This window comes from Chryseobacterium sp. Chry.R1, assembly GCF_039645525.1.
Taxonomy (GTDB): Bacteria; Bacteroidota; Bacteroidia; order Flavobacteriales; family Weeksellaceae; genus Chryseobacterium; species Chryseobacterium proteolyticum.
Genome location: NZ_CP151793.1, coordinates 4,184,963 through 4,207,284 on the forward strand (window position 1 = coordinate 4,184,963; position 22,322 = coordinate 4,207,284).

Consider the following 22,322-nt stretch of genomic DNA (forward strand, 5'->3'; position numbering starts at 1 on the left):
AAACACAAGATATTCCCTCAACAATAAAAACACCTCAAATGAAAGAGATCCTGCAATATTTATTCAATCATCATACCTTATCTAAATCTGAGGCCAAAGCGATCATGATTGAAATTGCCCAGAATAAATTCAATTCAACGGAAGTTACTGCTTTTATGAGCGTTTTCCTGATGCGCAATATTACATTGAGAGAACTGGAAGGCTTCAGGGAAGCATTATTGCAAATGGCAGTTCCTGTAAGCCTTGATGCCACTGATGCTTTAGATATCGTAGGAACGGGAGGTGATGGCAAAAACACGATCAATATTTCAACGCTGGCCGGTTTTGTTATTGCCGGAGCAGGACAAAGAGTAACAAAACATGGAAATTATGGGGCCTCAGCTGTTACCGGTTCTTCAAATGTTTTGGAAGAGCTGGGTTATCAGATGAATAATGATTCTGATAAGCTGAACAGAGATCTGGAGAAAGCGAATATCTGCTTTTTACATGCTCCCTACTTCCATCCTGCCCTTCAGTCTGTCGGAGCATTGAGGAAATCACTGGGGCTAAGAACCTTTTTCAACCTATTAGGTCCATTGGTAAATCCGGCAAAACCAAAATTTTCTGTGATCGGAGTATACAACCTGGAAATCGCAAGGATTTATCAATATCTTTTACAAAAAGAACCTCAGGAGTTCGTCCTGGTTCATGGTTTGGATGGATATGATGAGATCAGCCTTACCCATGACAGTAAAATTATAACCAAAAAAGGTGAAAATATTTATTCTTCTGAAGATCTGGGATTCGATCCGGTAAGTCCTGAAAGTATCCAGGCAGGTAAAACCATTCAGGAAGCAGCAAGAATCTTCAGGAATATTTTGGAAGGAAAGGGAACAGATTCTCAAAATGCCGTTGTTTTAGCGAATGCTGCGGTAGCACTTTATCATACGGAAAAATTCGGTTCCTATGATGATTGCCTCCTTTTGGCACAGGAAAGTTTACATGGCGGAAAAGCATTGAGAAGCCTGGAACTGTTATTAGAATAATACATTTTGAGGTTTTGAATAGAATTAATTAGTTTCAGGAAATATAAAAACACACAATAAATGACCATATTAGATAAAATTATATCGAGAAAAAAAGAAGAAGTCAATTTTTCAAAAGCAAATGTTTCTGTAGAAGAATTAGAGGATTCTGCTTTTTTTGAAAGAAAAACCGCTTCTTTAAAATCTTCTCTTAAAGAGAAAAGTGGAATAATCGCTGAATTTAAAAGACAATCTCCTTCAAAGGGAGTAATTAATGATAAGGTTTCTCCTTTTGAAGTAGTGTCTGCTTATGAGAATTTTGGAGCAAGCGGAATTTCAATACTTACCGACACCGATTTTTTTGGTGGTAGTTTTAAAGATATTATGGATCTCAGAAGTCAGATTAAAACGCCCGTTCTCAGGAAAGATTTTATGATCGACGAATATCAGTTCTATGAGGCTAAAAATATAGGTGCGGATGTTATTTTACTGATTGCCGCCTGTCTTTCACCATCACAGGTTCTGGAGTTCACCCATTTATCACACGAACTGGGATTGGAAGTTTTACTGGAAATCCATACAGAAGAAGAATTGCAACACTTCCATCCAGATATTGATCTGGTAGGAATTAATAACAGAAACCTAAAAGATTTTAAAGTAGATCTTCAACATTCTGTCCGATTAAAAAATCAACTGCCTGAACAAACTTTATCTGTTGCTGAAAGTGGAATTTACAGTATTGAGGATTTCAGTTACCTGAAAGAAAAGGGTTTCGACGGATTCTTAATGGGTGAATATTTTATGAAGAATGAAGATCCTGCCAAAGCCTTTAAAGAATTCATCAACCATATAAACCTATCGTGATGAACCAGCAGCTACAAATAAAAGTATGTGGTCTTACACTGCCTGATCAAATTCTGGAATTAATTTCCATGAATATTGATTTTATAGGATTTATATTCTACAAAAAATCGCCGCGGTATGCACTTAATCGTTTAAGTTTAGATGATATTTCGAAAATCATTCACAAAGGAAAGGTAGGAGTTTTCGTGAACGAGGATATAGAAAATGTAGCGGATATTACTCAAAAAGCTGAGCTTAATTTTATTCAGTTGCACGGTGATGAAAGTGATGAATATATTAAGGTATTAAAACAAAAAACAGATCCGGAAGTAAAAATAATCAAAGCCTTAAGGATTGGTGAAACAATGGGACATCTTTCTTCTGAAATTGACCGGATACAATCCGTTATTGATTATTTGTTATTTGATACGGATAGTCAATCATTTGGAGGAACTGGAAAACAGTTTGACTGGTCGCTGTTAAATGATATCAAAATAAATGTTCCCTACCTGCTGAGCGGGGGCATTTCAGAACAGAATATAAAAGATATCAAAGTATTGGATCAGAAACCTTTTGCCTTGGATATCAATTCAAAATTTGAAACCGGACCAGGAATTAAAGATGTAGAGAAAATTAAAGTATTTAAGTCAAACCCATTAATCTCATCCTTATGAATATACAATCATTGAAAAAACAGTTCTATAAAACTTTATTCCCACCGAGGTTTGAGAATGAAAGGGTAAAAAAACTGCATGATTTCATATGTGAAAATGACAGCACCACAGACTTCTGGGAAATGGGTGGTTTATTATCCATATTTATAAGTATCATTAAGGATTTTAATGAAGATGATATTGAGTATTTTTTTGAAACCATTCATTTATGGGATGGATATCATTTGGTAATAATTGCGGATAAACTGATGGAAAATACGGTCAAAGCTAATGTTAATTATGACCTGGGAAAAATCTATTTTAAGATATTCTTATCTTATGAAAAACTGGATTCTTATTATTTGCTGGATAACCTGGAACTGATCTTTAAAATGTATCGTTCAAAGCTAGATATCCAAACCCTGATCAGCATTTCAAGTAAAATAAAATACCTGTACCAGAATAAACAAATAACAAGACAGCAATTCGATCATAATCTGTCCTATCTAAATACCCTGAACCATGACGTACCACATTAAAAATCCGGAACAACTTACCGTACAGGAAATAGGAGTAATAATAAAGCTTTGGGAAAACAAGGAATGGACAGGTATGAAAGCTGATGATTTCAGACAGCTATTTAAAAATTCTGAATTTCATTTATTACTGGACACTGATGGAAATATCAAATCTGTATTGCGTCTGAATTTTGATTTTACATTAAAGATATCGGGAAATCTACATTCTTATACAGAAATGGTGGGCTTTGTTTCTGCACAAAAAGGACATGGCTATGGCAGCCAATTGCTGAAGCTTTCAGCAGAAAATGTTACTGAGAGGGACCTGCAGGTTATTGGATTCTGTATTTCCGATTTGCGCCCCTTTTATAAAAAGTGCAAAATTGATATATTATACGATAAAGCAAAAAAAATTCTGGAGCAGGAAGATGATCACTGGATCAGTTCTGAAGATGATGACATCCTGATCATCCATTTGTCTGAAGAAAATAGAAATCTTTTCAAGCAGCTTGATTCAGAAAAAACTGCTTATTTAATACAATAACAACAATGAAAATGAATTATAAAAACCCTGATCAAAATGGATATTATGGAGAATTCGGAGGAGCTTTTATCCCTGAAATGCTTTATCCAAATGTAGAAGAGCTTCAAAAAAACTATCTTGAAATTATAGAATCTGAGGAGTTTCAGGCAGAATATCAGGATTTACTGAAAAATTATGTGGGGCGTGCTACTCCTCTTTATTTTGCCAAAAATCTGAGCAACCAGTACAAAACGAACATTTATCTGAAAAGAGAAGATCTTAACCATACCGGTGCCCACAAGATCAATAACGCACTAGGCCAGGTTTTACTGGCAAAACGATTGGGAAAAACCAGAATTATTGCAGAAACCGGAGCCGGACAACACGGCGTTGCTACTGCTACCGCCTGCGCATTGCTTGGTTTGAAATGTATCGTTTATATGGGTGAAATTGACATTCAGAGGCAGGCTCCGAATGTAGCAAGAATGAAGATGCTGGGTGCAGAAGTAGTTCCGGCAACTTCGGGATCAAAAACATTAAAAGACGCAGTAAATGAAGCCTTAAGAGATTGGATCAATAATCCAGTGACAACTCATTATGTTATAGGCAGCGTTGTGGGACCTCATCCCTTTCCCGATTTGGTTGCAAGATTTCAAAGCGTCATATCAAAAGAGATCAGGGAACAGCTTCATGAACAAACAGGAAGAGAGAATCCTGACTATGTGATTGCCTGCGTAGGAGGTGGTAGTAACGCAGCAGGAACTTTTTACCATTTTGTGGAAGAAGAAAATGTAAAAATTATTGCGGCAGAAGCAGGAGGCTTCGGTGTGGAATCCGGAAAATCTGCGGCCACCACTTTTCTTGGAACTTTAGGCGTTTTACACGGAAGCAAAAGCCTTGTCATGCAGACCCGCGACGGTCAGGTAATCGAACCCCATTCAATTTCTGCCGGTTTGGATTATCCCGGAATCGGGCCTTTCCATGCTCATTTATTTAAGGAAAAGCGTGCGGAATTTTTCAGCATCAACGATGATGAAGCCTTGAAATCAGCTTTTGAGCTCACAAAACTGGAAGGAATTATTCCTGCCCTTGAAAGCTCACATGGCCTGGCCGTCCTGGATAAAAAGAAATTCGACGAAAATGACATCGTGGTGATCTGCCTGAGCGGACGTGGTGATAAGGATATGGAAACTTATTTAAGAGAAATTAGAAGTTAGAGATTAGAAATTAGAATTTTTCTTAATTTCTAAATACAAAATTCAGCTTCTAAACTCTACTATCTAACATCTAACCTCTATACAAAAATGAAAAAACTCAATATATACTTCACAGCAGGGATTCCTAAATTGGAAGATACTGCAGATATTATAAAACTCATACAGGATGCCGGTGCGGACATGATGGAAATCGGAATGCCTTATTCGGATCCGGTTGCCGACGGTCCCGTTATACAGAAAGCACATGAACTTGCATTGAAAAATGGAATGACCATTGAGAAATTACTATCACAACTGAAATCCATTAAAACTGAAATTAAAATTCCTATTATTTTAATGGGATATATCAATCCGGTTTTAAGTTTTGGTTTTGAAAATTTCTGTAAAGAATGCTCGGAAAGTGGCGTTACCGGACTCATTATCCCTGATCTCCCTCCTATTGAATTTGAAAAGAATTATCAGCAAATCCTGAAGAAATATCATCTCAACTTCACATTTCTGATCACACCTGAAACCTCAGATGAAAGGATCTTATATCTTGATTCTTTAAGCTCAGGGTTCCTGTATGCGGTAAGTTCTTCATCCACAACAGGAAATAAAAATGCCGTATTAAAAAATGAAGATTATCTTTCCCGGATATCTCTTCTTCAGTTAAAAAATCCGGTAATGATCGGTTTTGGTATAAAATCGAAAAAAGATTTTGAAAGTGTAACGGAAAAAGCAGACGGCGGAATCATAGGAACAGCATTCGTTAATGTTCTATTACAGGATAAAGATTGGAAGAATAATGCCATAGATTTTATAAATTCAATAAAGAATTAAAAATCACTAAATTTGTATGTCTAAAAAATGGTACAAGTCTTTCCACAGGACCATAAAAAAAGACAGACGCTCATTATGAATACACATCAAAATAAAGTAGTAGAATTCGAAGATCTGGGTACAAGAGATTATCAGTCCTCATGGGACTATCAGGAAAAACTGATGAAAGATATCATTGATACCAAAATAAAAAACCGCGATTTACCTGCTGAAGAACATATTACCACACCCAATCATTTGCTTTTGGTGGAGCATCCCCATGTTTATACTTTAGGAAAAAGCGGACATGAAGAAAATATGCTGGCGGGAATTGATAAACTCAGAGAGATTGATGCTACTTTTGTAAAAGTAAACCGTGGCGGAGATATTACCTATCATGGATACGGACAGGTTGTAGGTTATCCGATCTTAGACCTTGAAAATTTCTTTACAGATATTCATTTATACATGAGAAACCTGGAAGAAGTGATCATCAGAACCATTGGCGAATATGGCCTTAAGGGCGAGCGTTCCCAGGGAGAGACCGGGGTCTGGCTGGATGTGGGAAAACCGTATGCCCGGAAAATTTGTGCAATGGGTGTGAAAGCTTCCCGTTGGGTAACTTTACATGGTTTTGCCCTTAATGTAAACACCGATATGCGCTATTTTGAATATATCATTCCTTGTGGTATCAAAGATAAACAGGTGACCTCTCTGAAAAGAGAACTTGAAAGAGAACTTTCCCCTCAGGAAATGGAAGATATCAAATCTAAAATTACAAAACATTTTGCAGATGTTTTTGGAGCTCAGCTTACCAATAGATAGTACTTTTCCGCAGACCTTTGAAAAGTAATAATATTGAATTAGAGCCTGGAATGGAAAGGAAGATTAAAATTTCCTTTGCTGTTTTCTTTGGATTTATTATATGTGTCATCATTATATATCAATATTTTTACGGGGAAGAAAATGTAAAAAAGCAACTTTTACACATAGAGAATCATTCTAGGGTTATTGATATTTACAATAACCAAAAAGAACATAATTTCTTATTTGTAAAGTATTCTAATGGCAGAAAAAAAATTTTAGAGTTTGACTATAAAATTGGTGATTCCATATCAAAAAATAAAGGAGATTCCATTGAGTATATTTTCAGAAATGGAAAAATAATTGAAAACAATTTATTTGATGAATATCGGAGAAATAGTGGAAAAAATTAAAAATTATTTATCATTCGGCTATTCCACAGAGTCTTTGATCATATATGATTTGCCTTATTAAAAAATAGTATTTAAATATACTTTTGGCTGAATCATATGGATAAAAAATCGAAAAATCTCCTACATATTTAGTATTTTGCATTGTGTTTTTAGCGCAATTAATAAAATCTGAAAGTCCAATGAAACTATTAACCCGGTTCTTTTGCTACCTGTTATTATCCATTTCTTCGATCTGTTTTGCGCAAAAGGATAAATACAAACAAAAGATCGATAGCCTAATTCAGGTTAAGAGCCCAAGAACTTTCAATGGGGTTGTTCTCGTTACCAGAAACGGAAAGGTTGAATACTCCAGAGCTTACGGTATAGAAAATGCTAAGACACGAATTCCTTTAAAACCAAATGATCAGTTTGAAATCATGTCCAACACCAAACAGATCACCGCCGTTTTATTGTTAAAAGAGGTTGAAAAAGGAAAAGTTGATTTACATTCTCCTATAAAAAAGTACCTTCCATCACTATCTCAGCCCTGGGCTGATTCAGTAACAGTTCATCAGCTGCTTAACCATACCCATGGGATTGTTGATCTCGAGAAACCTTTGGCATTTAAACCGAGCTCTGATTTCAAATATGGTAACCTTTCCTATATCTTGTTAGGGAAAATCATCGAAAATGTCAGCCATCAATCTTACACGCAATTGGCTAATGAACTGTTCAAGCAACTTAAAATGAAAGATACTTTCTGCTATGCGAAATCGGATCTGAAGAAGCTGGTTTCGGGGCATATGAGTAATGAAAAAGGATTAACTGTTTCCAATGACTCTTTTATCAATGATGAAAATATGCCAGCAGATGGAGTAATAAGCACAGCAAAGGACTTATCTGTCTGGAATGATCTTCTTCATAAAGGCAAAATCCTAAACGCAGACACCTATCAATTATTAATAAGCCCATCGGTATTGTCCGAACATGATGTATTCGGAACCGGTAAGATGGGTTACGGATATGCCATTCGTATTGTAAAGGACCACGGAGTGAGCTATTTTGGTCATACCGGTCTCGGAGATGGCTTTACTTCATTGAATGTTTATATGCCCTCTTCTGATGTGAGTATTGTTATCCTGGAAAATCAAATGAGCGAGATAAATACGCTGTACTATTATTTTGAAAAATTAATCAGAGATATTGTATTGCAAAGCAGCTTAATTATGAAATAACCAATCCGTTGGCAACCTGCACAGATAAAATAGTAAACCAGATTTTTTTTATAGTAAAATTCACAAAGCCATTATTAGCACTTATAAAACAGTAGTTTTTAATGAACAAAACACTATAATTATTACTAAAAATTTTGGTTTTTATAAAAATAACTTGCTTATATTATTTTTTTTATTAATTTTATTTTCACCAAAAAGTGAAGTAAACAAGAATTAAAATAACCAATCAACTTAACAAAAACTCACCATTAAACTACAAATTACAATTATTATGAAAAATCTTTTTTTATCAATGATGGCCTTTGTGACCGTCTTAACTTTTAATTCCTGTGCCGATTCCAACGGGAATCAGGAAATCAACGGAAAAGAAAAACTAAGTGTAAATGATTCTAAGCTGAAAGATTTCGGAAAGACTGTACCGGTAGGGATAGACGAAGAAAACGGAATGATAAAAGTGTCATTTATGTTAACTGCGCAATTCTATGAAATTAAGCCGACCAAAGAAAATGAGCAGTATATCGGAATGCTTAGACAGGCTGTTAAGAATGAATCTCCTGTACACATTTTCTTAAAGCCTAATAGCAATGAAATAGGAAAAGTGGAGTCTGCAAGTCCGGAAGACGTAAGATATTTTAAAACGATCCTGACAAAAGAAGTAAAAGGGCAAACCAATAAATTGGCGAGTGTAATTCCTGATGTAGCTACATTAAATTCTTTATTCAATCAAATAAAGAATCAGTCTTGCGGTACCTCTACGGCGTCCTCACCATGCATCACATTCAGATATCCTGTAGACGGATGTTATGCTAGAGCCCATAAGATGAGACAAATCTTAATGAACAACGGCTATGACTGTGAAAAACAATTTGTATACGGAAACCTAAAGGCATCAACAGGAACTTGCTGTGTGGCGTGGAGCTACCACGTTGCAATATTGGTAAGCTATAAAAATGCTTCCGGAGTAACGGAAAAAAGAATTATTGATCCTTCACTATTTTCAAGCGGTCCTGTAACAGATACAGCATGGAGAAACGCTTGCGTTAACACCTCTTGCGGATCTGCATCCGTTTCCTCTTATGCTAATACTGCAGGAAATGTTTATTACAGAAGTCCGAGTAATTCTTACCTGTATGACAACAATCTGATCAATACCAACTGTGTACTGACTAAATTTTCACTGCTTTCCGGATGTTCTCCTTCACCTGCACCGGATGTATCCAGCTGTGGATTTTAATTAATTGATAATTTTACAGCACCTGCTCATTTACAGAATCAGCAGGTGCTGTTATATAATAATACTATTTTTATGAAAGTATGGACATTACTATTATTTTTTTGTATGATAACATCCTGCTCCGGTAGTTCGGGTTCACAGAATTTAACCTGGTACAAAAATGCAACAATCAGTCAGATTACGGAAGACCCCGATCATCCCGGAGATTTTATGCGTGTCTCTATTGGAATCAGCGCGCAGGTTTTTTATGTGTCAAAAAAAGATTCTTCCTATAAAACTCTTCTGGAAAAGTTAAACCAAAGCCTGAAAAAAGGTAAGGCCTATAATATTGGTATTGAGAACAAAACCAATATTATTAAACAGGTTAATGACATCCAATAACTTTTTCCTAGGATCTTATCACAGAAATTCCGGCATCTACTTTTATTTCGGCTCCATGGATATAAGACGCTTCCTTGGAAGCAAGGAAAAGCACCGTATTTGCTATTTCCGATGGATCTCCCTGCCGTTTAAACGGAATTGTAGGAATAATATGCTGAACGGCATCTTCAATCTGCTCTTTATTCAATCCGGTATTATTGAAGATATTGGTTTTAATATGTCCGGGACTTATAGCGTTTACCCGGATTCCCCTTTCCAACAGCTCAGTGGCAAAAGTCTTCACAAAAGATTGCACAGCTGATTTTGCAGCCGAGTAGACAGAGAAATTTGGCATTGAAATCTCTGTAGCTACTGAAGTATTAAAAATAACCGAACTTCCCTTTTTCATTAATGGTAACATTTGTTGAACGGTAAAGAAAGGTCCTTTTACCAGAATATTAAACAGTTCATCGAAATCCTCAGGGTCCACATTTTCAATAGGCTTAAATTTCCCATACCCTGCATTGGCAAAAACGAGATCAATATTTTCAGTGTATTGTTTTATTTCATTTTGTAAATGCATCAGGTCTTTCATATTACCTGCATCGGACACTATCCCTACTGCTTTTCTTCCTAACTTTTCAGTTGCTTTAAGCACGGTTTCTTCGGATCTTCCGGTAATTATAGCAGTTCCGCCTTCTCCAATAAACTGCTCAGCAACTGCATACCCCATTCCATTCGTTCCTCCCGTTATCAGCGCATAGTGATTGATAAATCTTTGCATTGTATTTTGTTTTAAAATTGTACAGCAAAGATTGGAATATGGTCTATTTTACGAAATCCGAAACTTGTGATATTTCTATTATCGATTTTATCTAAAATATATTATTTAAAATTAAATTGCAAGCAATTTAATTTTGTCATAACTTTGTCCCATAAAATTATTTCACAAAAAATAAAACAATGTCATTAATAGAAAATTTAAACTGGAGACATGCTGTGAAAGCATATGATCCGACAAAAAAAGTATCGGAAAAAGATTTAAATACGATTTTAGAAGCTGCAAGGTTGGCTCCTACTTCATCCGGCTTACAGCCTTTCCGTATCATTGTAGTAGAGAATCAGGAATTAAAGGAAAAAATGGTTCAGGGCGCTTTAAACCCTGAAGTGATGAGAGATTCTTCTCATGTGCTTGTATTTGCAGCGTGGGATAATTATTCCAATGAGAAAATTGATAAAGTGTATGACTACCATACTGATGTAAGAGATCTTCCGAAAGGCCGTTTTAACAGCTATACAGATAAATTGAAAGAAATTTACGGTGCGCAGACTCCTGAACAGCATTTTTTACATACTGCCCGTCAGACTTACATCTCCTTAGGCTTAGCTTTGGCTCAGGCAGCAGAATTAAAAATCGACAGTACACCGGCAGAAGGATTCAGTAATGAGGTGGTAGATGAAATTCTTGGTTTGAAAGAATTAGGATTAAAAAGTGTAAGTTTGCTGTACTTGGGATACCAAGATGAAGAAAAAGACTGGCTGGCTTCTATGAAAAAAGTACGTATTCCTATGGATGAATTTATCATCAGAAAATAATATCAATTCCCAATTCATATTCTATTGTTATGGAAAATTCGGAAAACCTAAAACTGGAAAATCAGATCTGCTTTCCTTTATATGCAATCGCAAAGGAGATCACAGGTTTGTACCGTCCTTTTCTTGATGAACTGGATATTACCTATCCTCAATATCTCGTGATGATGGTATTGTGGGAACAGGATGGCCTGCCAGTTACTCAGATCGGTGACAAACTCCTGCTGGATAGTGGTACATTAACGCCTTTACTCAAAAGATTAGAAGGCAAAGGCTTTATTTCGAGAAACCGTAAAAAAGAAGATGAAAGAGTGGTGCAGGTATTTCTGACTGAACAGGGGAAAAATTTAAAGGAAAATGCGTGTGGTGTCCCTGAAAAGATTATGAAAAAGATCAATGTTCAACCTGAAGACCTGTTGCAACTTAAAAATTCCATCAATATTATTTTAAGTAAAATTGAAAAATAAAAAACCGGCAGCCAAAAATTGGCTGCCGGTTTTTTTATTTAACTTTCTGAAAAGCATCTACTTTCAGATAAGCATCGTTTTTTTCTTTTTCTTTTTTATCAGAAATCAAAATTCCAAAAAGGTGGTCTATCTCATGCTGAAAAATAACGGCTGTAAAACCTTCTACAATCTCAGAGTATTTCTGACCTTTCAAATCAACATATTCGAGTTGTATAACTTTGCTCCTGTAAAACTGATCCCTGAATTCAGGAATGGACAGATCTCCTTCGGGTCCCAGGTTTTGAAGCTCGGATCTCCAGATGATCACAGGATTTATAAAATACTCCAAAGGATTATTCTTTTTATCAAAACGCTGAACCCAGATTATTTTCCTGTTAATACCCACCTGCGGAGCTGCTATTCCTACTCCTCCATCGGTAGAAAGAAGAGATTCCTTCATCCTTTTAACCAGTATCGCCGTATTAGGATCAACAGGATCAGCCTCACTGGAAATACTCAGTAATGTTTTGTGCTGATCAGCATTTGTTGTCTGATAAATCGGAAGCGGAGAACCAATATCTCCCTGATTAATTATTGTAATTTCATTTGAGGTCAGCTTTTGCGCATTAGCCAGGCTAACGAAGCAAAGCAGCAGGAAAGATAATTTTTTCATTTTTTAATTATTAATGTATTCATGTATTGATGTAAAATGTATTCATGATTATCTAAGCTGCCTTTGTTATTGTTGTCACTTCGAATGAAACAAAGTGTAATGAGAAATCTTTTTAAATAATTATATTAATGTATATTAAATTACATATTCCTCCTGCATCTATTAAAAGAATACAATCTCTCAGCTGACCTCCAAAATCATTATACATGAATACTTTTACATTGTACAACCTTTTTAACATTCAAAATTAAAAAGTTTTCGTCATATCGGCTGGAATAATCAAATTAAAATCTGTTGGGATATAGTCTTTCCCGGGAACTTTCAATTCAGGATCGTCCGATTCAAAAACTGAGATCACCGCCATTTTAAGATTGGGGTTCTTTTGTTTAACATACCAATAGGTTCCACCGAATTCCTTGCTATGATAATTACCATTATAATGGATAAAAGTTTTACCGGGCTGGATATTTTTGAGGATGGATTCTGCCATCGTAGCATCTTTGGTTGCCTGAGCTGAAATGAAGTTCATCACTTTTGTTCCTTCTGCATGGTCTCCCATCATTTTTTTCATTTCAGGATATCCTGGTGTGTCTAAACTCACTTTGATAGGCAACTGGGCAATGTATGTTTTTTCTTTGGCAGACAATTTATTCAAGGATTCCAGACCTTCTTTTGCCGTCTGGGAAGCGTACCTTCTGGGAATATTTGTTGCAATGAAACCTAGTTTTTTTTCTTTAGCAAAGTCAACCAGTGGCTTATAGTCCGTTGCATAATTATTCCACAAGCGTGCAGAGTCCTTTAGTGTTTTGGCATCGAATTTCCCATTTAAATAATCATTTAACTTAGCTTGATTATCTCTCTCGAACATTTCCGCTCCTAAAATAATCTGTCCGTTTTTCTTCTGGTATAATGCTTCGGTTACTTTCAGCTGAAGCCAATGATTGATGGAGCTGTTGTGATTCTCACCAAAAAAAATAACATCATAATTGGCAAGTTCTTTCACCAAACGCTCTGTTTCTATTTCTTTTCCTTCTTTATCATAAAACCGATAAGCTCTGAAATTTTGGGCATTTAATGCACAAAACATAATCAGTAATATTGATACGAAAATATTTTTCATTGTAATTATTTTTGGTTAAGGGTGAAAGGACTTAAAGGCTGGATCGCTGAACTATTTAATCGCAAATGAGCCTTTTTACTATCATCTTTTTGCCTTTCAATCCTTTTGCAATTTAGTCTTTTTTCGATGTAACACCTAAAAAAAGACCGCTCTGATCTTAAAAACAAAACGGTCCAAATCAAATCATCTAACTATTACTTTTCTAATTCTGCTACAAGGTCTTTCCACTCTTGCAGTTCAGGAATTCCAGGTTTTCTTTTTCCAAAAAACTGAACGATAAAATCACCTTCCTTATTGAAAATTTCAATAGCCGTTACTTCACCGTCTTCAGTTGGCTTTTTTACGATCCATGCTTCTTCAATCTTGGTAGCATCCAGATGCAGGTTAAAATCAGGATCCATTACGTTGAACCACTGCTGGTGCCAAAGCGTCTTTTTCACATGACCGGTATGGATCTGAATAATTCCTCTGTTTCCAACGAAAACCATAATCGGAACATTCTTCTCGGAAGCATCCTCCAGGACGTTTACCACTTTAGCATTATCTATTTTCTTCGCATAACCATCCGGAGCCAGTCTTAGAGCCTGAGTTCTGCTCACTCCGAATTTTCTTGTCATCATGAAAAAATCATGGGTATCTTTCAATTCAACCCATGCTTTTTTGAAAGCTTCGGCATCAATTTCAGAATCCGGTTTTTCTGCCGGTTTCGGAGCAATAGCTTCAAAAGAGAACACTCCGTTCTGATCTTCGGCCTTATATTTTTCAACGATTGCATCAAAAGCCTTTTCGTCGCTATCTTTTGTCAGGTAGATCTTGTGAAGAGCTAAACCGTCTTTTCCGAAAAACTGAAGGCTTTTTTTATCTCCTTCCACAACTGCAAAAGCAAACTTCCAGGAGTTCAGGAAGATCCTCAGATCAATATCTTCTCCCACGAAAAGCTGTGCATGAGGGCTGCTGAAGTCACCGTTCTGGTAAATTCCTTTTCTCTCGTGTACACATTCGTCATTACGGGTAAGAGCCATCACCTTACCCAATTGCTCAACATCAGTTAAAATATTTTGAAATTCCGGTTTCAGAACGGTTACCCCTTCACCGATATTAGTCACTAATAGATCAGCTTCGCTTACACCTAACTGTAAAGCCGCATTTCTTATTCTTAAATGTGGATTCTCTTCTTTTAGAGCGTCCCACTTTTCTCTTAATTCGTTAACTAATGTGCTCATTTTATTTATTTTTTTATGGTTAAAACTGTATAAATTCTATGTATGGTTTCAGCTCCGGATTTACTTGGGATATCCTCCTCTTTCTCCGAAATTTTCATTCTTTTGAAATGGCTCCTTGAGATCAATTCTTCCATTTCATTATTGCTGTACATGGTAAAGTTGTATTCTGTAAACGGTAAGGTTTCCATGAATCTTCGCTGCCCGAAGGTGAGTACGAAAGTCCCGTCATCCTTCAAAACCCTGTAAATTTCATTCAGGAATGCCACTGGCTCTTCCCAGAAATAAACCGTATTAACAGTGAAAACCTTATCAAAAACCCTATCTTCAAAAGGGAGCTTTTGTCCCTCGTACAATATAAAATCCGCCTGACCTTCAAAGTCTTTATTCATTTTCCGGGCCTCATTATACATTGTTTCGGAAATGTCAACCCCTGTATATTTCAGATTTTGAGCTCTGCTCAGGATATTTTTCAGATGCCCCGCATTTCCGTGTCCTATTTCAAGGATAGATTCATTATCTTCTATCAAAAGTGTTTTGATGCTTTCCAAAGTCATGCTGATATTGGTTGCATTCATCATCTCGCCTATCTCAATGCCTTTTTCTCCCTGTGGATTGGCTAAGTTTTGAGCGAGTATTTTAAGTTCATCTTTTTCCATGGTTATCCAAAAATGATCATTGGGTTATTAGTAATAGGATGCTCGCAGATGGTACAGGGAAAGTTGTATGCCTTAGTTATATTTTCGGCAGTAAAAACTTCCTGTGGTGTTCCATAGGCTGAAACCCTTCCCGATTTCATGAGTAATATCTTATCGGCGTACTGAGCCGCCAAATTTAAATCATGTAAAACCACAACAGCACTGTTTGCTTGTTTTGTAAAACTCTTCATGATCTCCAATGCCTTGTATTGATGTTTAACATCAAGGTTATTGAGTGGTTCATCAAGGAACAGTAGTTTGTGGGCAATATCATTCTGTAGCTGTGCCAGTACCCGTGAAAGATGTACTCTCTGCTTTTCCCCTCCGGACAGGGTATTGTATTCACGGTCTTTCAGATGAAAAACATCTGTTTCATACATCATATTGTTCATGGCTTCCAGATCCTCTTTTCTCGGCTGAGCATCAAAATAGGGATAACGCCCCATCATGACAACATCTTTTACTTCCAAAGGAATATCATTGCTGTTGTGCTGGGAGAATTTAGCCTTATGCCTGGAAAGCTCAACCACATTCCACTCGTTAACAGGTTTGTTTTTAAACAAAACTTTTTGCTTTCCGGATTTCACCTCGTTGGCCAGAACACTTAATAAACTTGATTTTCCAGCTCCATTGGGTCCTACAATAGCTAAAAACTCACCATATTCCAATGATACGTCCACTCCATCCAGAATATGAAATTCTTTGTGTTTATAGCTGATCTGATGCGCCTTTATCATTAGAGTGATTTTTTAAATTTAATTAAAATGGCTATAAAAATCGGCCCTCCCATTAATGCCGTGAGGATACCGATTGGCAATTCCGAAGGCTCCACAATACTTCTGCTGAATGTATCGCCGGTCAACAGCAAAATACTTCCGCAAACAGCAGACAACGGTAATATAAAGGTATAATCCGATTTGAACAAAAGCCTTAAAATATAAGGTACAATAAGACCTACAAAACCAATCGTTCCCGAAAATGCCACCGAAGTTCCCACCATTAACGCTACGACAATAATGATTTCTTTTTTAAGTTTTTCTACATTGATCCCTAAGTGCTGTGCATCTTTTTCACCCAACATCATGGCATTCAATGCTTTTCCTTTTGGGATTAAAACGATATATGAGATAATCAAAACAATGACTAAAACAATATTTTTTGTCCAGGTGGCTGCAGCCAAGCTCCCAAGATTCCAGAAAGTAAGATCTCTCAATTGTTCATCTTTTGAAATGTAGATCAGAAACCCGGTAATTGAAAAACCAATTGCCGTAATAGCTACACCGGTTAGCAACATCATTACTACGTTTGTTTTACCTCCGCTGGTAGAAATCCTGTATACCAGCATCATGGATAGAAAAGCCCCGATAAAAGCAGAAATACCCACCAGTGAAAATTGTACTACCTCAGGAAGATACTGTTTGAAATGTCCTCCTAAAACAATAGCAATGGCTGCAAGTAATGTTGCTCCCGAGGTAAGTCCTATTAGATCCCCCGTCGCCAAAGGATTCTTAAAAAGTCCTTGCAATCCTGTTCCGGACACCGCCAGCATGCTTCCAATTAAGATTGCCATAACGATTCTCGCAGCACGGACATCCCATATCACATATGTATCGCTAGGCGATATATTTTCATTTCCTTTTACAACCTCCCACAAAACTTTATACGGAGAAGCTCCGTTAAAATTATAAACTCCTGTACTAAGCGACCATACTGCTATGGTAGCAAGCAGTATGGCACTTATAGATAGATAAAAGTATAGTTTACTTTGTGTTTTCAATTAATAACTTATTTAATCCTACTGCAGCCTCTCCTAATCTTGGTCCGAATCCTGAAACAAGTCCTCCGTCCATAGCAATGATCTTTTTATTCTTGCCGGCATTTGTTTGAGAAACACCTGGCATTTTAAGCGCTCCTTCGTTTCCTCCTGCACCCTGTAAGCCTGATGAGAAGAAGAATAATACATCCGGATTCGCTTTTACTACAGCCTCAGGGGTCAGCGGTTTGAAATCTTCAAATTCCGTAACTGCATTTTGTCCGCCTGCAAGACCGATCAAAGCATCCATTGGTGTCTTCGTACCGGAAACCATCAGCATATTTCCTCTTGCATAAATAAACAGTACTTTAGGTTTTTTAGCAATCGGTTGAACCTGTTTCAGATCCGCATCGATTTTATCATTCAGTTTCTGATAATCTGTGTTGCCAATAGCTTTTGCTACCTGCTCAATTAATTTTTTAGTTCCTTCCACTGAATATTCCTGTTTGAAGATTTCAGTTTTTATCCCTGAAGACTTTATTTTTCCTAATAACTCAGGGTTTATATCTTTATCAGACGCTAAAATTAATGTAGGATTTACGCCCATAATCGGCTCAATGGTCATTGATCTTACATGTCCCAGATCTTTAGCTGTTGCTTTTAAAGTTTCAGGATAGGTACTGGTAACATCAGTTCCTACAATTTCTTTTTCATGACCTAAAGCACTCACTATTTCTGTGATGCCTCCATTTAAGGTCACAATTTTATTATTTGTTTTCGGCGTTTGTGAGGCATTTGTTTCTGCTGTATTTTCCTGTTTTGCGCTTTCGGCTTTTTTGCAGGAAGCTACTGCTAGAAGGATTGATGCTACTAAAATTATCTTTTTCATGATATATTATTTATTGATTTATTATAAAGGTTCAAATTCAAAACTGGCATGACCCCGATTTCCCTGAGGATCTTTCATTTTATTAAATCTAAGCTTGAAGTAAAAGCCCTCAGCATCTTTTAATACAAAGAAACGGTCAGCGTATACGAATGCTCCCGGCACTTCGCTTGTTCCGGTAGTCGTTCTCCATTTATCCCCAATTGCTCTTTGATCAGTAGATACAAGCTTCGCCTGATCTACATTGCTTAACTTAAATGAGTTATAGGCCTGATCCAGGTTTCCGGAAGCCGTTACCTGATACGCACTCACTCCACTGGCCGTATTGGTGATTATGAAATCAGCATAAAAATAGCTTCCTGCGCTATTTCCCGGACCCATAAAAACTTCATTGGTAAATGTGGTAAAGGCTAAATCCCAATTCTTTTTCTTTGGCTGGATTGTAGCTGGAGCACCCGTTTTAAGATTGAAGAAATTAAAATTGTATTCTGTATCTTTTGTTATCATATACTCCTGGTAGGTAGTTGCATTGATGTCGGCATATCTTAGTTTATATCCGTTAGGAGCTCTTAAAATCTGAATTTTTTTCCATCCTCTGGGATCGGATGATAATGAAACAGATCCTGCAGCAATATTAGAGTTTGGATCTGCTAAATTTCGCCCCAGGTTAACCAAATAAACAGGATTGTCAGCATCGTTCTCTTTGATTGGCTCTATCCCTGAAGACTGGTTTAAAAAATTACCATCAGGATTATCCACATACTTCATATTAGCAGCATCAAATGTACCTACCTGAACTTTTTCTTTAAGATCGGCTACATCAGATTCTTTTACAGTATTGATGTTCGTAGCATTAGGAATTTTAGCAACAGCCATTGCGATAGACCCATTTAAAATTACCCTATATTCATCTCCTGTATAAAATCCAAGATCCCAGTCTGTCCTTTTATTGATCGTATGATTTTTTGCATCACTTAAGTCGATCCAAACCTGATTGGCTTCTGTGGGTCCGCCTACATCGGCGCTTACTTCAGAACCTGTCATCTTAGGAACCTGAACAGGATCTTCATCAGCTGAAAGACAAGACTGTACAGCAGCAATAATGAATAGAAATGAAAATATCTTTAAATACTTCATGATATATTTTTTTAGAATTGATACATTAATCTTGCGAAATAGCTTCTTCCATAGTACAAATTCAAACGATCAGATCCTGCAGTATGTGCATTTCCTCCGTTTGCAGTGGAATTAATGGTAGTAACATCAAAAATGTTTTTAACTCCTGCAGAAAGCTCAAGCTGATTTTTCCAGAATGGCTGGCTTACAATAAAATCCATCATGTGGAATCCATCATTTTTCCCTAAGCGGAATGCATTGCCTTCTAATACATACAGCCTTGACGGCCCCGTATACTTATAATAAAGATTAAAAGCAGTTCCTGCATTTTTTAGTTTATAGGAAACATTAGCTCCTGTCTGAAAATTATACTGAAAGTCCGTTGGTGAGGCAATATCCATATCTTGTTTTGACACAGAAATACCATTTAAGGAAGTCCTTACTCCTAAAGTAAACTGGTCTTTGACAATATTGGCATTGGCGCCAAACAAAAGGCTTCTGTAGGTATCTATGTTCATGTACTTATAAGTGGACGGTCTTTTAATCATAACCATTTCAATTTTATCTTTCAGATCAACGTACAGAGCTTCCAGATTGTAATTGAATTTCCATCCATCTCCTATGGTGAAGCCCTGATCCCAGAATGCACCGACAGAATATCCTTTTTCAGGAGTAAGATCAGGATTTCCCTGAATGTCGTGATTTACGTTAACGAAATAAGTGAACATTTCATCATAGGTAGGATAGCGATTGGCTGTTCCGAAAATACCTCTTAGATTGGAATTTTCAGATGTTTTCAGCCTTGCAGACACCGAATAGTTGAATTGATTATCAAATTTATTGCTAAGGGATAATCTTGCTCCGGGTCTTACTGAGAATTTATCCGAAACATTCCACTCTGCAGAAATAAAGTTGCCATAGGTAAAAATCTTTCTTCTGATATTCTGCCCGTCAAAATCCCCTGCAATTAATGCAGCATACCCATTGGTATGGTCTAATTCGTAGCCTAACTGGAAGTCAAATTTCTTGTTATCGAGAAAATTACTGAACATTCCTCTTGAATAAAATACATCGGTCTTGTAATAAGATCTTTCATCATAATGGGTATCTTTAGCTCTGTTGGGTATATCATATACATAATCAAAGTACTTCCGATCCTGATTCTGATAAGAGAAATCTCCCGTGTAGCGGATCTGGCCCAGGCTGGTCTGAATATTCAACTGATGAAGCCAACGCTCTGTATTATATTCTCTGTCCGTACTTGTATAGGTTACACCACCCTGCCCGTCATTAAGTGAAATTCTGTCAACTTTAGGATTATAAAAATTAAATTTTTCGCTTAAGTAAGATATTTTATAGAAAACTGAAGTTTTATTCTTGGTGTACTTGATCAATCCTGTTGCTTCATACTGATCTTTTGGATTCCATTCATAGCCCCGTTTATTATCTTGTCCGAAATATTTGTATCCTTCACTATTTCCCTGATATCCCATAAACTGATTATGGTTAAAACTTATATTGGTAAACCAGTGATCGTTAAAGTTGTAACCTACATTCACATTCTGAATATGTCTGCCTTTCCCTCTTTTCCTTAAATCATAGCCATCCCTCACCGTTTCCTCCTGTAGTGCCGCTCTTATGCTTAATTTTTTATGACTGCTTTTTTTTGTGATGATATTAATTACGCCTGCCAGTGCACCATTACCATATTCCACGCCCATGCTTCCTTTTACAACTTCAATCCTCTCAATATTACTTAAACTGATCTTCGTAAGGTCTATATTACTTCCTAAACCTGTATCTCCTACAACCGGAATATTATCTATCAAAATTTTGACATAGCTCCCGCCTAATCCCATGATATTAGCAGTTGAATTTCCGGAATTGGTATCTGGAGTGATTTGTATGTTAAGTGTTTGGTTAAGAACGTCAGCAGCGTTGGTCGCCGCCATATTTTTTATTTGTTCAGCATCAATAACTTCAACTTTATAAATCGATTTATTGATCGATTGTTGCATATACTGTCCTGTGATAACAACTTCTTCAATTTTTTTCTGATTAAGAGAATCTTTTTCCTGTGCATTCATCCAAAAGACGATGGATAATGAGAGTATAGAAAGCACCTTCTTCTTCATAGACACAAATTTTCGACAAATATAATGCTTTATTTAGAACAGATAAAAATAATTTATTACTTTTGTCGAATAATTCTAAATAAAAATAATGTTATGAAACTAAAATTACTTTCTGGAGTTTTAATGTTTTCTGCGATTGCCATTAATGCTCAGTTACCAACAATAAATGAGAATTTTGATAATTTCACTTCAGGCAGCACAACTTTCCCACAAAACGGATGGACTGCTAAACTAGCGCCCAATCCGATGCCCTTTCCCCCAGCGCCGTTAATGATCGTTACAACTGATGCAAACAAAGCTGTTCAGGCTTACTCGGGAAACAATACAAGCGAGCCTTCGTATTTAATTACCCCTCAGATTGTTGCTCCTGCAGGAGATAAATCGTTATCATTTACTACCAGCTTAGTATCTCCTTCGCCTGGTCCGGGCAGTATTCAAATTGGGCTGGCTTCCAATCCAACAGATATGTCTACATTTACACCTGTTGGAAATCCTGTAACATTATCAACCGTAGGTACTAATGTGAATGTGAATGTAAATATTCCTGCATCCGCTTCTACCTACATTGTTTTCAAATTTACACCAACAGCAAGCCATGTGGCGATCCAAATTGATAATGTGGTCTATAATACAACATCAAGTCTGGCTGTATCTGACCCTATCAAATCAAAAGATGCTATCCAATTTGCTGTTAACCCAGAAAACACAGCATTGCAATTTGTAACTAAGAAAGATCTTAAAAATATTGAGGTTTATTCTTCAGCGGGTCAAAAAGTAGCTGAAGGAAAGTTAAATAATCAAAGATTCGATATCAGCACATTACAAACAGGTATCTATTATATTGCTATTGAAACAAAAGACGGCTCAGTCACAAAATCAAAATTCCTCAAAAAATAAGATCTATTAGAAATTAACTTATGTTTTGTTAAGGCTGGCTTTTTGAAGTCAGCCTTTTCTGTTCAAAATCCATGAAAGGGTCTACTGTCACGCTAAAGTTTAAAAAAAATTAATCTTAAAACACGACAAAAGTCATGTTTTTATTTAGAATCATTAAAAATAAATATATACTTTTGTAGAATAATTCTAAATAATTAACAA

25 protein-coding genes are annotated in these 22,322 nt (G+C 36.5%); 15 read left to right on the top strand and 10 right to left on the bottom strand.

Features of this window, described 5'->3' with window-relative positions:
* Window positions 1-38 precede the first annotated feature (38 nt).
* From trpD to AAEU33_RS18740, 12 genes are all read left to right on the top strand, one after another.
* On the top strand, window positions 39-1,025 hold the full coding sequence (trpD, locus tag AAEU33_RS18685; RefSeq protein WP_345992793.1) for an anthranilate phosphoribosyltransferase: 987 nt from the start codon (window positions 39-41) through the stop codon (window positions 1,023-1,025).
* Between the two features lie 60 nt (window positions 1,026-1,085).
* Window positions 1,086-1,868: an indole-3-glycerol phosphate synthase TrpC gene (gene trpC, locus AAEU33_RS18690; protein ID WP_345989603.1), complete on the top strand. Its 783-nt coding sequence runs from the start codon at window positions 1,086-1,088 to the stop codon at window positions 1,866-1,868.
* Window positions 1,868-2,521 (top strand): phosphoribosylanthranilate isomerase, encoded by a 654-nt coding sequence (locus AAEU33_RS18695; RefSeq protein ID WP_345989605.1) that lies wholly within the window; start codon window positions 1,868-1,870, stop codon window positions 2,519-2,521. Before trpC ends, AAEU33_RS18695 begins: the two co-directional genes overlap by 1 nt.
* Entirely contained in the window at window positions 2,518-3,039 is a 522-nt protein-coding gene (locus AAEU33_RS18700; protein ID WP_345989606.1) for a hypothetical protein, read from the top strand. The genes AAEU33_RS18695 and AAEU33_RS18700 overlap by 4 nt, the downstream gene beginning before the upstream one ends.
* A complete protein-coding gene (locus AAEU33_RS18705; RefSeq protein WP_345989608.1) occupies window positions 3,023-3,562 on the top strand; it encodes a hypothetical protein in 540 nt (179 codons plus the stop codon). Before AAEU33_RS18700 ends, AAEU33_RS18705 begins: the two co-directional genes overlap by 17 nt.
* A gap of 11 nt (window positions 3,563-3,573) precedes the next feature.
* Window positions 3,574-4,758 (top strand): tryptophan synthase subunit beta, encoded by a 1,185-nt coding sequence (gene trpB / locus AAEU33_RS18710; RefSeq protein WP_345989609.1) that lies wholly within the window; start codon window positions 3,574-3,576, stop codon window positions 4,756-4,758.
* Window positions 4,759-4,845: 87 nt separating this feature from the next.
* Window positions 4,846-5,580, top strand: a complete 735-nt coding sequence (gene trpA / locus AAEU33_RS18715) for a tryptophan synthase subunit alpha (protein WP_345989611.1) — start codon at window positions 4,846-4,848, stop codon at window positions 5,578-5,580.
* A gap of 75 nt (window positions 5,581-5,655) precedes the next feature.
* Window positions 5,656-6,384 carry a lipoyl(octanoyl) transferase LipB gene (gene lipB / locus AAEU33_RS18720; protein ID WP_345992795.1) on the top strand — a complete coding sequence of 243 codons (729 nt, stop codon included), beginning with the start codon at window positions 5,656-5,658 and terminating at the stop codon, window positions 6,382-6,384.
* A gap of 17 nt (window positions 6,385-6,401) precedes the next feature.
* A complete protein-coding gene (locus tag AAEU33_RS18725) occupies window positions 6,402-6,776 on the top strand; it encodes a hypothetical protein (RefSeq protein ID WP_345989612.1) in 375 nt (124 codons plus the stop codon).
* Between the two features lie 179 nt (window positions 6,777-6,955).
* On the top strand, window positions 6,956-7,990 hold the full coding sequence (locus tag AAEU33_RS18730) for a serine hydrolase domain-containing protein (protein WP_345989614.1): 1,035 nt from the start codon (window positions 6,956-6,958) through the stop codon (window positions 7,988-7,990).
* Window positions 7,991-8,261: 271 nt separating this feature from the next.
* Entirely contained in the window at window positions 8,262-9,224 is a 963-nt protein-coding gene (locus AAEU33_RS18735; protein WP_273647455.1) for a protein-glutamine glutaminase, read from the top strand.
* Between the two features lie 105 nt (window positions 9,225-9,329).
* Entirely contained in the window at window positions 9,330-9,605 is a 276-nt protein-coding gene (locus AAEU33_RS18740; RefSeq protein WP_345989616.1) for a hypothetical protein, read from the top strand.
* A gap of 7 nt (window positions 9,606-9,612) precedes the next feature.
* Here the strand turns inward: AAEU33_RS18740 and AAEU33_RS18745 are convergent, their stop codons facing one another.
* Complete coding sequence (locus AAEU33_RS18745) at window positions 9,613-10,368, bottom strand: SDR family oxidoreductase (RefSeq protein ID WP_345989617.1); 756 nt, start codon at window positions 10,366-10,368, stop codon at window positions 9,613-9,615.
* A 179-nt stretch (window positions 10,369-10,547) separates the two neighbouring features.
* Here AAEU33_RS18745 and AAEU33_RS18750 point away from each other — a divergent pair, with 179 nt between their 5' ends.
* Complete coding sequence (locus AAEU33_RS18750; RefSeq protein ID WP_345989619.1) at window positions 10,548-11,180, top strand: NAD(P)H-dependent oxidoreductase; 633 nt, start codon at window positions 10,548-10,550, stop codon at window positions 11,178-11,180.
* 29 nt (window positions 11,181-11,209) lie between these two features.
* Window positions 11,210-11,644 carry a MarR family transcriptional regulator gene (locus AAEU33_RS18755; RefSeq protein WP_172277597.1) on the top strand — a complete coding sequence of 145 codons (435 nt, stop codon included), beginning with the start codon at window positions 11,210-11,212 and terminating at the stop codon, window positions 11,642-11,644.
* A gap of 34 nt (window positions 11,645-11,678) precedes the next feature.
* Here AAEU33_RS18755 and AAEU33_RS18760 read toward each other — a convergent pair whose 3' ends face one another.
* The 9 genes from AAEU33_RS18760 to AAEU33_RS18800 form a co-directional block, all read right to left on the bottom strand.
* Entirely contained in the window at window positions 11,679-12,296 is a 618-nt protein-coding gene (locus AAEU33_RS18760; RefSeq protein WP_345989621.1) for a peptide deformylase, read from the bottom strand.
* Between the two features lie 247 nt (window positions 12,297-12,543).
* A complete protein-coding gene (locus AAEU33_RS18765) occupies window positions 12,544-13,416 on the bottom strand; it encodes a ChaN family lipoprotein (protein ID WP_345989623.1) in 873 nt (290 codons plus the stop codon).
* Window positions 13,417-13,610: 194 nt separating this feature from the next.
* Window positions 13,611-14,639, bottom strand: coding sequence for a ChuX/HutX family heme-like substrate-binding protein (locus AAEU33_RS18770; protein WP_345989624.1), 1,029 nt, complete (start codon window positions 14,637-14,639; stop codon window positions 13,611-13,613).
* Between the two features lie 5 nt (window positions 14,640-14,644).
* Window positions 14,645-15,295: a class I SAM-dependent methyltransferase gene (locus tag AAEU33_RS18775; RefSeq protein ID WP_345989626.1), complete on the bottom strand. Its 651-nt coding sequence runs from the start codon at window positions 15,293-15,295 to the stop codon at window positions 14,645-14,647.
* 2 nt (window positions 15,296-15,297) lie between these two features.
* The gene (locus AAEU33_RS18780) at window positions 15,298-16,071 is read right to left on the bottom strand and encodes a heme ABC transporter ATP-binding protein (protein WP_172277582.1); all 774 of its coding nucleotides are present in this window, start codon (window positions 16,069-16,071) and stop codon (window positions 15,298-15,300) included.
* Window positions 16,071-17,111 (bottom strand): iron ABC transporter permease, encoded by a 1,041-nt coding sequence (locus AAEU33_RS18785; RefSeq protein ID WP_345989628.1) that lies wholly within the window; start codon window positions 17,109-17,111, stop codon window positions 16,071-16,073. Before AAEU33_RS18785 ends, AAEU33_RS18780 begins: the two co-directional genes overlap by 1 nt.
* Window positions 17,095-17,976: an ABC transporter substrate-binding protein gene (locus AAEU33_RS18790; RefSeq protein WP_345989630.1), complete on the bottom strand. Its 882-nt coding sequence runs from the start codon at window positions 17,974-17,976 to the stop codon at window positions 17,095-17,097. Before AAEU33_RS18790 ends, AAEU33_RS18785 begins: the two co-directional genes overlap by 17 nt.
* A 21-nt stretch (window positions 17,977-17,997) precedes the next feature.
* Window positions 17,998-19,110 (bottom strand): HmuY family protein, encoded by a 1,113-nt coding sequence (locus AAEU33_RS18795; protein WP_345989631.1) that lies wholly within the window; start codon window positions 19,108-19,110, stop codon window positions 17,998-18,000.
* Between the two features lie 11 nt (window positions 19,111-19,121).
* Window positions 19,122-21,224 carry a TonB-dependent receptor gene (locus AAEU33_RS18800; RefSeq protein WP_345989633.1) on the bottom strand — a complete coding sequence of 701 codons (2,103 nt, stop codon included), beginning with the start codon at window positions 21,222-21,224 and terminating at the stop codon, window positions 19,122-19,124.
* Window positions 21,225-21,317: 93 nt separating this feature from the next.
* Between AAEU33_RS18800 and AAEU33_RS18805 the strand changes: the two genes are divergently transcribed.
* Window positions 21,318-22,121: a choice-of-anchor J domain-containing protein gene (locus AAEU33_RS18805; RefSeq protein WP_345989634.1), complete on the top strand. Its 804-nt coding sequence runs from the start codon at window positions 21,318-21,320 to the stop codon at window positions 22,119-22,121.
* Window positions 22,122-22,322: the final 201 nt, after the last annotated feature.